A 15,332-nucleotide genomic window follows, 5' to 3' on the forward strand; every position below is an offset into this window, starting at 1 on the left:
GGGGTCTCCACTGGTCAGGGTGATTCAGCTCTACTGTTCGGCGAGCTCGGCGAGCTTGGCGCGCACGTCGTCGGCCGGCGGGTTGGTGGCGTGGCTGCCGTCGGAGTACTTCACGGTGGGGACGACCCGGTTGCCGTCGTTGACCGACTTCACCCACTCGCCGGCCTCGGGGTGCTCCTCGACGTCGATACGCTCGTAGGGGGTCGAGGTCGCGTCCAGGTCGGCGGTCAGACGCTGGCAGAAGGGGCACCAGGTGGTGGTGTAGAGGGTGACGGGGGCGTCAGTGGACAATTTTTCTCTCCTTGTTTAATAGTGGGGCTGTGTACTGCAACGTGTCAGTGCGGGGCGGAATTCCGGTGGAACTCGCAGATCCGGTAGTGCAGCGGGTCCTCCCCGGTGAGCGCGGTCCCGCGCGCGGAGTCCAGCCAGAGGCCGTCCTCGGCGGTGAAGTCCGGGTCGGCGCGCATGTCGGGCGCGGTGACCTGGAAGCGTTCCGGGGCGCCGCAGGCGATGTCGGTGACCACCACCCGGTCGGAGACCGGCACGCACTGGCGGTACACGTGGCCGCCGCCCAGGATCCACACCGTCGGCGCGCCGGATGCCACGGCGGAGCGTCCTGCGGCGAGGATGGCGTCCGGCAACGAGGTGTGGACGGTGCCACCCGGGGCGTCGTACGAGCCGTCGCGGGTGATCACGTGGTTGTCGCGGCCGGGCAGCGGCCGGTACTTCGGGTGCAGTGCCTCCCAGGACACCCGGCCCATGACCACCGGGGTGCCCACGGTGGACTCCTGGAAGTGCTTCAGGTCCTCCGGCAGGTGCCAGGGCATGTCGGTGCCGTCGCCGATGATCCCGTCGACGGTCTGCGCCCAGATCATGCCGATCTCGATGCCCTCGGGGAAACCGGGGAGGTCGGCCCGGGTGATCGTCGGTTGTTCGGTGAAGGCGGCGCCGTTCTCTGCAGCGCCCATCAGACCGCCACCGGAGCCTTGATGCCGGGGTGCGGGTCGTAGCCGGTGACGACGATGTCGTCGAAGGTGTAGCTGAACATGTCGGCCGCCTTGTTGAGCTCGAGGGTCGGGTAGGGGCGCGCCTCGCGGGAGAGCTGCAGGTTCACCTGGTCGACGTGGTTGTCGTAGATGTGGCAGTCGCCGCCGGTCCAGATGAACTCGCCGACCTCCAGGCCCGCCTGCTGGGCGAACATGTGCGTGAGGATGGCGTAGGACGCGATGTTGAAGGGCACGCCGAGGAACATGTCCGCGCTGCGCTGGTACAGCTGGCAGGACAGCTTGCCGTCGGCGACGTAGAGCTGGAACAGCAGGTGGCACGGCGGGAGAGCCATGTTCTCCAGCTCGGAGACGTTCCAGGCGGAGACGATGTTGCGCCGGGAGTCCGGGTTGGACGTCAGCGTCTCCAGTGCGGCGGAGATCTGGTCGACGTGGCGGCCGTCCGGGGTGGGCCAGCTGCGCCACTGGACGCCGTACACCGGGCCGAGGTCGCCGTTCTCGTCGGCCCACTCGTCCCAGATGGTGACCTTGTTCTCGTGCAGCCAACCGATGTTGGAGTCGCCCTTCAGGAACCACAGCAACTCACCGACGATGGACCGCAGGTGCACCTTCTTGGTGGTGATCAGCGGGAAGCCGTCGGCCAGGTCGAAGCGGATCTGGCGTGCGAACAGGCTCCGGGTACCGGTGCCGGTGCGGTCGTCCTTGTGGACGCCGTCGGCCAGGATCTCGCGGAGGAGGTCCTCGTACGGGGTGGGGACGCTGCCAGCGGGACGTTCGGAGGCGTTGTCTGGGGAGGAGGGGGCATCGTGCATGGATCCCAGGATAGTTCCGCAGGACCCTGCCGTGCATCAGTGGGGCGACAGTGGCATCAAGAAACCGACCGGTCGGAGCTGACTGGTCGGTCGGCAAGTGTCGGGCACCTGTGGCGTCCGGAACTCCCCCGCGTTTCGGAAGGGGAGACTATTGGAGAATTGTCCTAGAGGATGGAGCCGACGGTGCCGACGGTGCCGACGGTGCCGCCGACCAGGGCGAGCAGGCCGAAGACGAGGCTGCCGAGGGTGGCACCGAGGCCAAAGAGAAGTCCACCGAGCATGATGAATCCTTGCAGGTTATGTGTACCCGGAGGGGTCTCCGGAGGCTGTCTAAGATTTTATGAGTTGGCAAGGTGTGGGTAAAGGATTCTTGGTTTGTCTCTGCCGCTACTTTTTGGTCTCAGGGGGCTGCAGGTCGCGGTAATCTGACAGGTCAGCGCGAGTAGTTTTGAGAGAGGAAAAATTTCTCTCCTGAGCATCCCTGTGTGTGAGAAGTTGCTCGCGCGGCCGCGGAAGCGAGAGAAAATTATAATAACTACAACAGCATCATAATGCAGCATAAGTGCAGCAGGTGATGGTTGGAGTTCCTGGGGCACGGAACATGTGTGTGGCATGCGGCAGCCATGCATGACCGCTCAGAAGACTGTCCCTACAGGGTGTAGCTGCCTTGCTCGGCGTGAAATGCCGCGGCGGCGGCGAGGATCGGCTCGGCCACCTCGGGGCGGCAGATCAGCAGGTCCGGAAGGTAGGTGTCCTCGTTGTTGTAGACCAGCGGGGAGCCGTCCAGTCGGCTGCAGTGCAGCCCGGCGGCGAGGCACACGCCCACCGGCGCGGCATTGTCCCACTCGTACTGGCCACCGGCGTGCACGTAGGCGTCGTTGTCGCCGAGCAGCACGCTGATGCCCTTGGCGCCGCAGGACCCCATGGTGGTCATTTCCATCCCGGTCGCCTCGGCGACGTGGGTGGCGACGGCCGGGGTGGAGTTTCGGGAGATCACCAGACGGTTCGTCGGACGCCCCGGGACCGCACGGGACTCCCCGGAGGTGAACACCTGGCCGAGGTCGGGCATGCCGACGGCGGCGGTGTCGACCGTGCCGTTGACCACCAGTGCGATGTGCACGGCCCAGTCCTGACGCACGCCGGCGTACTCGCGGGTGCCGTCCAACGGGTCGATGACCCAGACGCGCTCGCAGTCCAGTCGCACCAGGTCGTCGGTGGCCTCCTCGGAGAGCACGGCATCGTCCGGCCGGTGCCGTGCCAGGGCGCGCGATATCCAGTCCTGGGCGATGGTGTCGCCAGCCGCACCGAGCTCCCCACCGCTCAGCAGGCCCACGTTGCGGACCCCCTTGAGGATCTCGCCGGTCCCCAGGGCGAGGCGGCGGGCGAGGGTCTCGTCGTCGATGTAGGACGTCATGGCAGCCTAGTCTAGTCGCCTGGACCACAGTTCGGCCCACCGGACGGGCAGATCACGAGAGATGGGGCAGACATCAGGTGTAAACGCCCTGCATCGGGCCTGCCCTGATCCGTCATGCAGTCCGGTGTGACAGTTCGTGTCCGGGGCGCGTGGTTGACTGGGGAGCATGAACCGAACGCCGGACACCACCGACCCGCTGGACCGCTTCTTCGCGCCGGTGGCGTCCTGGTTCCGTGACGTGTTCATCGAACCCACGGTCGTGCAGTCGCAGGCGTGGGACGCGATCAGCCGCGGCGACCACGCCCTGGTCGTCGCTCCCACCGGTTCGGGTAAGACGCTCGCTGCCTTTCTCTGGGCGCTGTCACGGTTGACCTCGCAGGGGTTGATGCGGGGGACGGGGCAGGACGCCAACCGCACCTCCGGCACCCGGGTCCTCTACATCTCCCCACTGAAGGCCCTCGGTGTGGATGTCGAGCGCAACCTGCAGGTGCCGCTGGCGGGTATCGCCCGCACCGCCGCGGCGTCCGACGACCCCACCCACGCCGACATCGCTCCGGTGAGCATCGGTGTGCGTTCCGGTGACACCCCGCAGGCCGAGCGGGCTAAGTTGTTGCGAACCCCGCCGGACATCCTCATCACCACCCCGGAATCGCTGTACCTCATGCTGACCTCGAAGGCGTGCGGGACGTTGCGCAACGTCGACACCGTCATCGTCGACGAGGTCCACGCCGTCGCCGGCACGAAGCGGGGCACACACCTGGCGTTGAGCCTGGAACGCCTTGACCAGCTCACCGAGCAGAATGTGCAGCGTATCGGTTTGTCGGCGACGGTGAACCCGGTGGACACCGTGGCGTCCTTCCTCGGTGGCGACCGTCCGGTCACCGTGGTCAACCCACCCACGCAGAAGCTGTGGGACGTGAAGGTGCGCAGCGTGGTCGAGGACTTCCGCGACCCGCCGGTGCTGGACGATGCGCTGCCGGACGATACGGACGGTGCCGGCGGTGCCGATCCCATCGACGAGGCGTTGCTCGGTCCCTCCCTCATCGGCGAGGGTGTCGGCGGCATCACCGACGTCGGCTCCGGGCGTCGTGTGGCCTCCGGGGTGGACAAGGAATCCGCCCTGCCGCAGCAGAAGTCGGTGTGGCCGCATGTGCAGCGGGCGATCTACGAACAGATCATGGACAACCGCTCCACCCTGGTGTTCGTCAACTCCCGACGCACCGCCGAGCGACTCACCGGGGCGCTCAACGAGATGTGGGCCGAAGAACACGACCCGGGGTCGCTGGCCGCCCCGACCCGGCGGGATCCGGCACAGCTCATGGCGCAGTCCGGATCGGTCGCCGCCGCCCCGCAGGTCATCGCCCGGGCCCACCATGGGTCGGTGTCGAAGGACGAACGCGCAGACATCGAGACCGCACTGAAGGATGGCTCGCTGCGCTGCGTGGTGGCCACGTCCTCCCTGGAACTCGGCATCGACATGGGCCTGGTGGACCATGTGGTGCAGGTCGGTGCACCGCCGAGCGTGTCCTCGGCGGTGCAGCGTTTCGGACGCGCCGGCCACACCGTCGGCGCGGTCTCCCGCGGCACGGTGTACCCGCTGCACCGGGCGGATGCCGAGGTGGCGGCGGTGATCGTCGACCGGATGTTGGCCGGGGACCTGGAGCCGTTGCAGGTGGTGACCAATGCGTTGGACGTGCTGGCGCAGCAGACCGTGGCGATGACGGCGCAGGCCACCCACCGGGTTGGCCAGGGCTCCGGTGGTACTGGGGAGGCTGCAGGCTCTGGGGACGCTGCGGACTCCGGTGACAGCCGGAATACTCCGCACCCTGGGATGGTCGAGGTCGAGGAGTGGTTCCGCACCGTCCGGCGGGCCCACCCGTATGCCGCCCTGCCGCGGGAAGCCTTCGACGGGGTGATTGAGCTGGTCAGTGGGCGTTATCCCTCCACCGACTTCTCCGATCTGCGCCCCAAGGTCATCTATGATCCGGTCGCCGGAACCCTCGAAGCACGTCCCGGTGCCCAACGAACCGCGGTGACCAGCGGCGGGACGATCCCCGACCGGGGTCTGTTCGGGGTGTTCCTGCCCGCCGACGGCGCGGAGAGCGGCGCGGGCGCTGGCGGAAGGAGGGTCGGGGAGCTTGACGAGGAGATGGTCTACGAGTCCCGCGTCGGTGATGTCTTCACCCTCGGGGCATCGTCCTGGCGCATCACCGAGATCACCCGCGACCAGGTGATCGTCACCCCGGCGGCCGGCCATACCGGACGTCTGCCGTTCTGGGTCGGCGATGCCGAAGGACGCCCCACAGAACTAGCCCCCGTCATCGGCGCGGCCCGTCGCGGCTGGGGCAAGGGCGGTGAGGACGACGTACGGACCGCGTCCTTCCTCGACGACAACACGCGAACCAACCTCGACACCTTCTACGCCGAACAACGGGAGGCCACCCAGGTCGTGCCCGATGAGCGCACCATCCTCATCGAACGTTTCCACGACGAGGTCGGCGACTGGCGGGTGGTCGTGCACACCCCGTGGGGACGCTCGGTCAATGCACCGTGGGCGTTGGCGATCGGGGCGACCCTGTCGCGGCACTCCGGTATCGACGCGATGGCGGTGGCCGGGGACGACGGTATCGTCCTGCGCCTGCCGTACACCGAGGACCCGCCGGGTGTGGAACTGCTCACCGGTGGTGCCGGCGGTGTTCAGGACACAGGCAGCGGCGGCTCCGTGGACACCGCCCCGGTGGTCAACGAGGTCACCGATGCGGTGGGCTCCTCCGCACTGTTCGCCGGACGGTTCCGCGAGTGTGCCGCCCGGTCCCTGCTGCTGCCGCGGCGTAACCCCGGCAAACGCCAACCCCTGTGGCAGCAGCGACAGCGTGCCTCCCAACTGCTGGACATCGCCCGGCCGCACCCGGAGTTCCCGGTGATGGTGGAGACCATGCGCGAATGCCTGCGCGACGTCTACGACCTGCCTGCCTTGGAGAAGGTCGTCGGTGCGGTGGGGTCCCGGCGGATGCGCGTCGCCGAGATCACCACCGACGCACCCTCCGCGTTCGCCGAGTCCCTGCTGTTCAGCTACACCGGAGCCTTCCTCTACGAGGGTGACTCCGCAGAGCGGGCCGCTGCTTTGTCTGTGGACCCCGCCCTGCTGGCCGCCGTACTAGGCCAACGAGGTGAGGGTCTGGAGCTGGACCCGGCCGTGGTCGAGGAGATCGTCGCCTCCCTGCAGTGGCTGGCCTCCGGGCGACAGGCTCGCTCGGCGGAACAGGTCGTGGACATGCTGCGCGCCCTGGGCCCGTTGACGCCCGAGGAGGTGGCACGACGGATCGATCCGCCGGCGACCCCGGCGACCCCGGCAGCTTCGGGGTCCTCGATAGCAACAGCGGCCTCGCATGGAATTCGCGGCAGTGGTCCGGACGCGATCCTTGCCGAGGTACGCGCGGTGATTCCGCGCCGGGTCTGTGAGGTCAAGGTCGGTGGGACGCTGCGCTGGGCGGTCGTGGAGGACGCGGCCCTGCTGCGCGACGGCCTCGGCATCCCGGTACCGCCCGGGGTCGCCGCCTCGCAGGACCGGGTGGTCGATGCCGTCGACCAGCTCGTCCTACGGTGGGCCCGGACCCACGGGCCGTTCGAGGCATCCGACATCGCCACCGAGTTCGGCCTCGGCGTGGCGACGGCGGATGCTCTGGCGAAGCGGTGGGTGTCGGCGCGGCGGCTGGAGGCACATACATCCGGCACCATCGCTGCCGACACTGCCGACACTGCCGACACTGCCGACACTGCCGACACTGCCGGCGCAACCAGTGGCAGCGCGGACTACTACGTCGATGCCGGTGTCCTGCGACGGTTGCGGGCGGCGACGTTGGCGAAGGCCCGCGGATCACTGGAACCGGTGAGCCCGCAGACCTATGCGTCCTTCCTGCAGGAATGGCATGCCCTCGGCATCGGCGAACGGGAGGACCTGCCGGCTGTCATCGAACAGCTCGCCGGGGTCGCGCTGCCGGCGAGTGCCTGGGAGACCGTGGTGCTGCCCTCCCGCATCCCCGGCTACCAGTCCACTGACCTGGATGACCTGATGGCCAGTGGGGAGATCGTGGTTGTCGGAGCCGGAGTCGGCGGTGGTGCCGGTGGGGCCACCGACCCACGGATCATGCTGCTGCCCGCGGACCTTGCGCCGCTGCTGGTGGAGGATCTCGAGGCAGAGGACGGGGCAGCAGGAAACCTGACCGCGCCGGTGGCACTCGGTCCCGTCGCCCAGGTCATCCGCGACAAGGTGAGCGGGGGAGGAGCCTTCCTCGCCGCCGAGATCGAACGGACCCTGGGTGAGGCCGATCCTTCCGGCACAGCTGCGGGTACAGCCGCCGGTGCAGCTGGTGACTCGACTTCGGGTGCGGCAACCAGGCCCTCCCACGATGCGGTGGATTCCGCAATCTGGGAACTCTTCGACGCCGGTCAACTCATGCCGGACTCCTTCGCCCCGATCCGTGCCCGGCTCGCCGGTACCGGCTTCACTGACCGTCCTGCTGGCGCCGGCCGCGGTGACGGGCGAGGAACTACGGGTGCCGGCGGTGCGTCCGGAAGCGGTGCGTCCGGAAGCGCGGCGGGTAACCGGGGCGCGCACAAGGCACCGCGACGCAACGCCGGTCGCGGCTCCACCCGACGACTGCGCATGGGGCGGACCACCTTCGCCCAGACCGTGCGCTCCGAGGAAGTGCGGTTGCGCCGGGCGGCGATGAACGCCCATGCCGGCGTGCCCGGACGCTGGTCACTGGTGCCGACGGCCGGAGGTGCCGTAACCGATCGGGCGATCGCCCGGGGTGAGGCATGGCTGGACCGCTACGCCGTGGTCACCCGCGGATCCATCGTCGCCGAACACACCGAAGGCGGGTTCGCCGCGGCCTACCGGATGCTGACCGCCTGGGAGGACAACGGAACCGTGCTGCGCGGATACATCGTCGACGGCCTGGGCGGGGCACAGTTCGCCTCCCGCGAGGTCATCGACCGGCTGCGCGACATGGAGGAGGAACCGGCACCTGCAGAGTCGTCGACACCGGTGCTGCTGGCGGCGTCCGACCCGGCGAACCCCTTCGGCGCGGCGGTGCCGTGGCCGGACAATGGGGCAGAGGGCACTGACACTTCGACCGATAGAGCCTCCGCCCGACCGACTCGTGGCGCTGGCGCCCTGGTCGTGGTGCAGGATGGTCGACTGCTGGCCCACCTCAGCCGTGGGGGCAGGACGGTGACAGCCTTCGGACGTCCGAGCCTGGGAGACGGGCCGGTGGACGTCGATCCCGGCGACGTCCAGGCGGTGGTCTCCGCTCTGTCGGCCGCCATTGAAGCGAAGCGACTGTCACCGGTCACAGTAGAGAAGGTCAACGGGATCGACGTGATGTCACTCGGCGCAGCTACCCGGGCCTGGACGGAGGCCGGCGCACGGCTGACACCGAAGGGCCTGATCGTGCGGTGATATCAGTTACTTGGCCGTACCGTTGTGGCATGAGGATCTCGGCGGTGGTGTGCGATCTTGGAGAGACACTGGTCGACGAGTCCGCCTTGTGGTCCGAACTCGCCGACCAGGTCGGGGTCCCTCGATTCACCTTCATGGCCACGCTCGGTGGGCTGATCGCGCGGGGGCGGGACCACCGGGAGATTTGGGACGAACTTGGCATTGATCGACCCCGGTACTGGCCGGAACACGCTGCGTCGGACCTCTACCCGGACGCGGCAGAGTTCCTGAAAGACCTCCGCCGCCTGGGCATCACGGTTGGCATCGCAGGCAATCAACCGGAGAGAACGGAGTCGCTCCTCAAGGACATGGGCCTTCCGGCGGATTTCGTGGCCTCGTCGACCGGATGGGGTGTGGAAAAGCCTTCACCGGAGTTCTTCACCAAGCTCGTCGACGTGTGTGGCTGCGCACCGGAGCAGGTTCTCTATGTGGGGGATCGCGTCGACAACGACATCGTCCCTGCTGCGGACGCAGGACTTTTGACCTGTCATATTCGTCGGGGTCCGTGGGGAGTCATCCAGTCACAGCGGCCGGAGGCGAGGACCGCCACGATGCGGGTCGAGTCACTGGCTGAGCTGTTCGAAAAACTGTAGTGAACTGTGCAGGACTCCGCTTGGTGGCTGCAGAGTAGTGTGAGAGCGAATCCAACGTAGAGGTCAACACCAGAGAGCTCAGGAAAGGGGGACTCATGCCAGAGGGTGATTCCGTCCTGCAGCTCTCCGAGCGTATGCAGTGGATGTCGGGCCGAACCATCACTCGCTCCGACATTCGCGTTCCCCGCTTCGCCACCGAGAATCTCGCAGGACGCACCGTCACAGACGTCTGGCCATACGGGAAGCACCTTTTCATCGATTTCTCCGGTCGGGTGCTTCACACCCACCTGAAGATGGAGGGCGTCTGGTCGATCCACACCGCCGGCACCCGGTGGCGGCGCCCCGGCCACACCGCCCGGACCGTCCTCCGTTTCGCCCCACAGCACACGGGAGGCCCTGAGATCGAGGTCGTCGGGCACTCCCTGGGCTTCGTCCGGCTCTTCGACCGGTCAGACTACGACCAAGTGGTCGGGCACCTTGGTCCGGACATCCTCGCCCCCGACTGGGCCGATGCGACTTCCGGGCTGTCTCACCGCGATGAAGCACTGCAGCGCATCCTCGCCCGCCCTGAGCGCACTATCGGCGCAGCCCTGCTGGACCAGCGCAACGTCGCCGGGATCGGCAATGAGTACCGGGCGGAGGTGTGCTTCCTCGCCGGAGTCGACCCCCGCCGTCCGACAGGTGAGGGGGAAGGCGCGGAGGAGACCGCCGCCCACCTGCTCGACCTGTCACGCAAGGTGATGTGGGAGAACCGTATGGAGCCACGGCGCCTGTTCACCGGAGACCGGCGCCCCGGCATGGGAAACTACGTCTTCGGCCGGGCGGAAAAAGCCTGCCGGCGGTGCGGGGCACCGATCCTCAAGAGCTTCCTCGGAGGCGTCGATGCCGACGGCGACGAGGGCGAGCTCGAGCGCGTCATCTGGTGGTGCCCCGTCTGCCAGCCGGGCTGAGCCGCGCTGACAGGGCTCGTTCACCTACCGCCGACGGTTGCGCAGGATGTGCTTCGTCAGCGAATCCGTCGAGGAGTCACCGGTGGACACGTCCGCGCCACCGTTGTTGGCACCCAGCTTCGGCAGCAGCTCATTGGCCCGCTTCTTGCCGAGCTCCACACCCCACTGGTCGAAGCTGTTGATGCCCCAGACAAGTCCCTGCACGAAGGCGATGTGCTCGTACAGTGCGATCAGGGCGCCCAGGGTCCGCGGGGTCAGCTTGTCGGCCACGATCGTCGTCGAGGGACGGTTACCCGGCATCACCTTGTGCGGGACCAGCTCCTCCTCGACACCGGCCTCACGCACCTCGTCCTCGTCACGGCCGAAGGCCATCACGCGGGACTGTGCCAGGAAGTTCGACAGCAGCATGTCGTGCATGCTGGTCTCGCCGTCCGAGGCGACGGCGTCGGTGTGCGGGTTGACGAAGCCGATGAAGTCCGTCGGGATCAGGTGCGTGCCCTGGTGGATCAGCTGCATGAAGGCGTGCTGTCCGTTGGTGCCCTGAGCGCCCCAGTAGACCTCCCCGGTCTCCACGGTGGTCAGGTCGCCGTTGAGGCGCCGTGACTTACCGTTGGACTCCATCATCAGCTGCTGCAGGTAGGACGGGAAGTCCGCGAGGTCGTCCGAGTAGGGCAGCACCAGGTGGGACTGGGAGCCGAGCACCGAGGTGTACCAGACCCCCAGAAGACCCATGAGGACGGGAACGTTCATCTCCAGCGGCTCGGAGTAGAAGTGGTTGTCCACTTCGTGGAAGCCGCCGACGAACTCCATGAAGTCACGCGGTCCGATCGCAGCCATCAGCGACAGGCCGATCGCGGAGTCCACCGAGTAGCGGCCGCCGACCCAGTCCCAGAAACCGAACATGTTCCGGGTGTCGATGCCGAACTCGGCGACGGCCTCGGCGTTGGTGGAGACTGCGACGAAGTGCTTGGCGACGGCGTCCTTGACCACCGCATCGTCCTTCACGTCGACACCGGTGTGGCCCAGCTCGCGCAGCAGCCAGCGCTTCGCGGCGTGGGCGTTGGCGAGGGTCTCGGAGGTGGTGAAGGTCTTCGAGGAGACCACGAAGAGGGTGGACTCCGGGTCGAGCCCGTCGAGGGTGGAGGTGATGTCCGACGGGTCGACGTTCGACACGAAGTAGGGGGTGATGCCGGCGGTGCAGTAGGGACGCAGCGCCTTCGCCGCCATCGCCGGACCCAGGTCGGAGCCGCCGATGCCGATGTTCACCACGTTCTTGATGGTGTGGTTGGTGACTCCGCGCCAGTCACCCTTGCGCAGTGCGCGGGCCAGGTCACGCATCCGGCCGAGGACGCCGTGCACGTCCTCGGCGACGTCCTGCCCGTCCACGGTCATGTCCTGCTCGATCGGGATGCGCAGGGCGGTGTGCAGGACGGCCCGGTCCTCGGTGGTGTTGATGTGCTCACCGTTGAACATGGACTGCCGGTAGTTCTCGATGCCCATCGCGCGTGCGACGTTGGTCAGCAGGCGCAGGGTGTTCTCGTCGGCGAGGTTCTTGGACAGGTCGACGTGCAGCGGGCCAGCGTCGAAGGTCATGTCACCGGCGCGACCGGGGTCGTCCCGGAACAGGTCCTTGATGGTGGTGCCCTTGGCCTGTGTGGCGTGGGCGACCAGAGCCTGCCATTCAGGAGTTTTCGTCACGGGTGTGGTGTTCGGGACGGTGAACGTCACTGGTGTCGCCCTTTCGCTGCTGATGGTGTTCTCCGTCACCACGGTAGCGGAAAATACCGCTCTGCCGCTGCGAAGGGGCGAGTGACGGGTCGGCAGGACGCCCTACTCAGGCGGTACGTTCCTTCAGGCCGTGGGCGTAGTTGTCCGCGGCCTTGATGGCCTGGACGACATCGGCGGCGCTGTACTCGCCGGGCAGCTGCTTCAGCGTCTCGTCGGGGGACACGGCCAGTTCGGCGATGCGGAACAGGTCCTCGTCGGAGACCTCGGGCAGGTTGATCTCCTCCAGCGTGGTCGGCAGCCCGACCGACTGCAGGAAGCCGATGAAGCGGTCCAGCTCCTCCTTCGGGGCACCCTCCAGGACCAGCTGCACGCCGATGCCGAAGGAGACCTTCTCACCGTGCGACTTGTGGTGGATGTCGCCCGAGAGCGCGGTGAACCCGTTGTGGATGGCGTGGACCGCGGCCAGGCCACCGTTCTCGAACCCGAGACCGGACAGCAGGGTGTTGGCCTCGGCGATGTTCTCCAGCGCGCGGCTGGCGATGTGTGCCTCGTTGTCGCGCAGAGCCTGGTGGGCGTAGGCGAACAGGGTCTCCTCGCACTTCTCGGCGAGGGCGATACCGGCCAGGGTGGGACGTGCGGTGTCGTCCATGCGACGGGAGTTCGCCCGGGCGACCGCGCGTGCCTCCACCGAGGTGGCCAGAGCATCGCCGATGCCGGAGCGCAGGGTGTTCACCGGGGCGTTGGCGATGACGGTGGTGTCCACGGCGACAAGGTCGGGGTTGCGGTCGTAGAAGAGGTAGGAGTCGAAGACGCCGTCGTCGGTGTAGATCACCGAGACGCGGGCGGTCGGTGCGTCCGCGGAGACGGCGGTGGGGAAGATGGCGACCGGCAGTCCGCCCTTGTCGGCGACCGCACGGGCGGTGTCGATGATCTTGCCGCCGCCGAGGCCGATGATGACGTCGGAGCCACGGGAGGACGCGACCTCGGAGATGCGCTCGATCTCCTTGTAGGAGGCTTCTCCGCCGAAGATCTCGTGGGTGGCGTTCTGGTCGGTGTCCTCGTCGGAGTTCAGCGAGTTCTCGAGCTGCTCACCGGCGATACCCCACACGATGTCGTCGGTGATGATCAGCGGGGAGGTGCCCAGCGGGGCGAGGTAACCGGCGGCGCGGTCGATGACCCCGGCGCCCTGGACGTAGCGGGACGGGCTGGTGTAGACGCGGTCGATGGAGGTCACGGTAGGTTGGTGTCCTTTCAGTTGGGGTTTTCCCTGATCAGAGATTTTTTCGTTCTGGGGTTGGTGCCGGGGCCCGGACGCTCAGGTCCAGCGCTCCAGCACCGGGCCGGCGGCGTCCTTCAGCGACGCCTGGAACAGCGGGCCGAAGGAGATGCGTCCCACGCCGAGCTTGCTGGCGGTGGCCAGGTCGATGCCGTCGGGGATGCCGCCGTCGACCGGGTGGGCGGTGATGTTCACCGGGGTGGAGACGGTCTCGAGGATGGTGGTCAGCACCGCGGTGGAGGGGATGCCCACCGGGTACAGGGAGTCCGCGCCGGACTTCTCCAGGATGGCGAGCCGGTTCAGGGCGTCCTGCAGCTTCGCCTCGTCTTCACCGTCCTTGGTGAAGGCGTCGGTGCGCCCGTTGATCACCAGGTGCACTCCGTGTTCCTCGGCGGCTGCGCGGATCGCCGCGATGTAGGCGCCGTGGTCCTCGGCGGCACGGCAGGAGTCGTCGGAGTGGACGGTGTCCTCGACGTTGACGCCGACGGCGCCGGCTTCCAGGACACGGCCGACCAGGTCGGCGGCGTCGAGACCGTAGCCGGACTCGACGTCCACGGACACAGGCACGTCGACGGCCCCGGTGATGCGGGCGACCGCGGCGAAGTAGAGGTCGAGGGGAGTGTTCTCGCCGTCGGAGTAGCCGAGGGAGTCGGCGACCGGGTGGGAGCCGACGGTCAGTGCGGCGAACCCGGCGTCGACGGCGGTGTGGGCGCTCCAGGCGTCCCACACGGTGGGTAGGACGACCGGGGAGTGGCCGTGGTGGAGGTCAAGAAGGCGTTGGGCCTTCTCCGTAAGATTTTCCTGTGGTGTGGTGTTCTCTGCGCTCATAACACAAGGCTAAGCGTCTGCGGGAGAACACGAATCCAGTTGATTTCCGGATGATTCCCCGGGTTCCAGTGCGGACAGCACGGCGTCCTGCAGCAGGCCGTTGGACGCCACGGCCGAGCCCTCGTGCGGGCCCGGTGTTCCGTCGAGGGAGGTGAAGGTGCCACCGGCCTCGCGGACGATGACGTCGAGAGCGGCGAGGTCCCAGAGGCTGACCTCGGGCTCGGCGGCGACGTCCACGGTGCCCTCGGCGACCATGCAGTAGGACCAGAAGTCGCCGAAGCCGCGCAGCCGCCAGGCGGAATCGGTGAGGGCGACGAGCTGGTCGCGTCGTCCGACGGTGCGCCAGCCGTCGAGGGAGGACAGCGAGATCGACGAGTCGGCGACATCGGACACCCCGGAGACGGACATCCGGCGGGCCTGGTCGGCGCCGAAAGTGCGCCAGGCACCCATGCCCTCGGCAGCCCACCAGCGGCGGGCCAGCCCGGGGGCGGACACCACGCCGACGACCGGTTTCCCGTCGACCAGCAGGGAGATCAGCGTGGCCCAGACCGGCACACCGCGGACGAAGTTCTTGGTGCCGTCGATCGGGTCGATGACCCACTGGCGACCGGTGAGCGTGACATCGCCGCCGAACTCCTCGCCGAGGACGGCGTCGTCGGGGCGGTGGGTGGACAGCAGTTCACGCAGCCGGGATTCGGTGGCGGTGTCGGCGTCGGAGACCGGGGTGAGGTCGGGTTTGGTCTCGATCTGGAGGTCCCCGGCCTCGAACCGGTCCATGGTGAGGTCGTCGGCGGCGTTGGCCAGGTTGAGGGCGAGGGAGAGGTCGTCGGAGTAGTGGGTTCCGGTGGCGGCGGTTCCGGTCGCGGGATCCTGTGCTGGCGTGCTCATGGTGTCCAAGGATAGGCCGCGTGGCCAGCGGGTGCAGTATGCAGGGGTGGGTGTTCGGGGGACGTTTTCAGCATCGAAATGACTCGTTAACGGCCTCGGAAAGAACCTCGCAAAGAACCTCGGAAACAGTCGGGGGGGTTTCCGGTGGGTTTGCTGGTCCACGCAGCATCATCGGCGCCGGACTGTGGGGCGTCCTGCGCCCGTCCGGAACCACCGTGTACGACCGGGTGGCGGGATCACGCGTCGTGCTCGCGTCGTGCTCGCGTCGTGCTCGCGCCGTGCTCGCGCCGGGTGGCTGCTGAGTAGGCACCCGGCTCGTCATCTATCACACCTCTT

At 67.8% G+C, this 15,332-nt stretch carries 11 protein-coding genes; 3 read left to right on the forward strand and 8 right to left on the reverse strand.

The features are described 5' to 3' along the window. Positions 1–30: 30 nt before the first annotated feature. The 4 genes from ACTXPP_RS09245 to ACTXPP_RS09260 form a co-directional block, all read right to left on the reverse strand. Positions 31–291, reverse strand: coding sequence for a mycoredoxin (locus tag ACTXPP_RS09245; RefSeq protein WP_301497957.1), 261 nt, complete (start codon positions 289–291; stop codon positions 31–33). 44 nt (positions 292–335) lie between these two features. Further along, positions 336–968, reverse strand: a complete 633-nt coding sequence (locus ACTXPP_RS09250) for a dihydrofolate reductase (protein ID WP_301497959.1) — start codon at positions 966–968, stop codon at positions 336–338. Next, positions 968–1,816, reverse strand: a complete 849-nt coding sequence (locus tag ACTXPP_RS09255; protein WP_301497961.1) for a thymidylate synthase — start codon at positions 1,814–1,816, stop codon at positions 968–970. The genes ACTXPP_RS09250 and ACTXPP_RS09255 overlap by 1 nt, the downstream gene beginning before the upstream one ends. Before the next feature lie 649 nt (positions 1,817–2,465). Further along, the gene (locus tag ACTXPP_RS09260; RefSeq protein ID WP_301497963.1) at positions 2,466–3,230 is read right to left on the reverse strand and encodes a 3'(2'),5'-bisphosphate nucleotidase CysQ; all 765 of its coding nucleotides are present in this window, start codon (positions 3,228–3,230) and stop codon (positions 2,466–2,468) included. Between the two features lie 166 nt (positions 3,231–3,396). On the opposite strand from ACTXPP_RS09260, the gene ACTXPP_RS09265 reads away from it, so the two are divergent. The 3 genes from ACTXPP_RS09265 (at position 3,397) to ACTXPP_RS09275 (ending at position 10,276) form a co-directional block, all read left to right on the forward strand. Then, positions 3,397–8,694: a DEAD/DEAH box helicase gene (locus tag ACTXPP_RS09265; protein ID WP_443341888.1), complete on the forward strand. Its 5,298-nt coding sequence runs from the start codon at positions 3,397–3,399 to the stop codon at positions 8,692–8,694. 29 nt (positions 8,695–8,723) lie between these two features. After that, the gene (locus ACTXPP_RS09270) at positions 8,724–9,326 is read left to right on the forward strand and encodes an HAD family hydrolase (protein WP_301497034.1); all 603 of its coding nucleotides are present in this window, start codon (positions 8,724–8,726) and stop codon (positions 9,324–9,326) included. A 95-nt stretch (positions 9,327–9,421) separates the two neighbouring features. Then, positions 9,422–10,276 carry a DNA-formamidopyrimidine glycosylase family protein gene (locus ACTXPP_RS09275; RefSeq protein ID WP_443341890.1) on the forward strand — a complete coding sequence of 285 codons (855 nt, stop codon included), beginning with the start codon at positions 9,422–9,424 and terminating at the stop codon, positions 10,274–10,276. Between the two features lie 24 nt (positions 10,277–10,300). On the opposite strand, the gene pgi is transcribed toward ACTXPP_RS09275, so the two are convergent. From pgi to hisN, 4 genes are all read right to left on the reverse strand, one after another. Continuing rightward, complete coding sequence (pgi, locus tag ACTXPP_RS09280; protein WP_301497036.1) at positions 10,301–11,974, reverse strand: glucose-6-phosphate isomerase; 1,674 nt, start codon at positions 11,972–11,974, stop codon at positions 10,301–10,303. Positions 11,975–12,110: 136 nt separating this feature from the next. Continuing rightward, complete coding sequence (locus ACTXPP_RS09285; RefSeq protein ID WP_301497030.1) at positions 12,111–13,238, reverse strand: glycerol dehydrogenase; 1,128 nt, start codon at positions 13,236–13,238, stop codon at positions 12,111–12,113. Positions 13,239–13,319: 81 nt separating this feature from the next. Further along, entirely contained in the window at positions 13,320–14,108 is a 789-nt protein-coding gene (locus ACTXPP_RS09290; protein WP_301524604.1) for an isocitrate lyase/PEP mutase family protein, read from the reverse strand. A gap of 9 nt (positions 14,109–14,117) precedes the next feature. Continuing rightward, positions 14,118–14,996, reverse strand: coding sequence for a histidinol-phosphatase (hisN, locus tag ACTXPP_RS09295; protein WP_301524605.1), 879 nt, complete (start codon positions 14,994–14,996; stop codon positions 14,118–14,120). Positions 14,997–15,332: the final 336 nt, after the last annotated feature.

The organism is Candidatus Corynebacterium faecigallinarum (assembly GCF_052264515.1).
GTDB lineage: Bacteria > Actinomycetota > Actinomycetes > Mycobacteriales > Mycobacteriaceae > Corynebacterium > Corynebacterium faecigallinarum.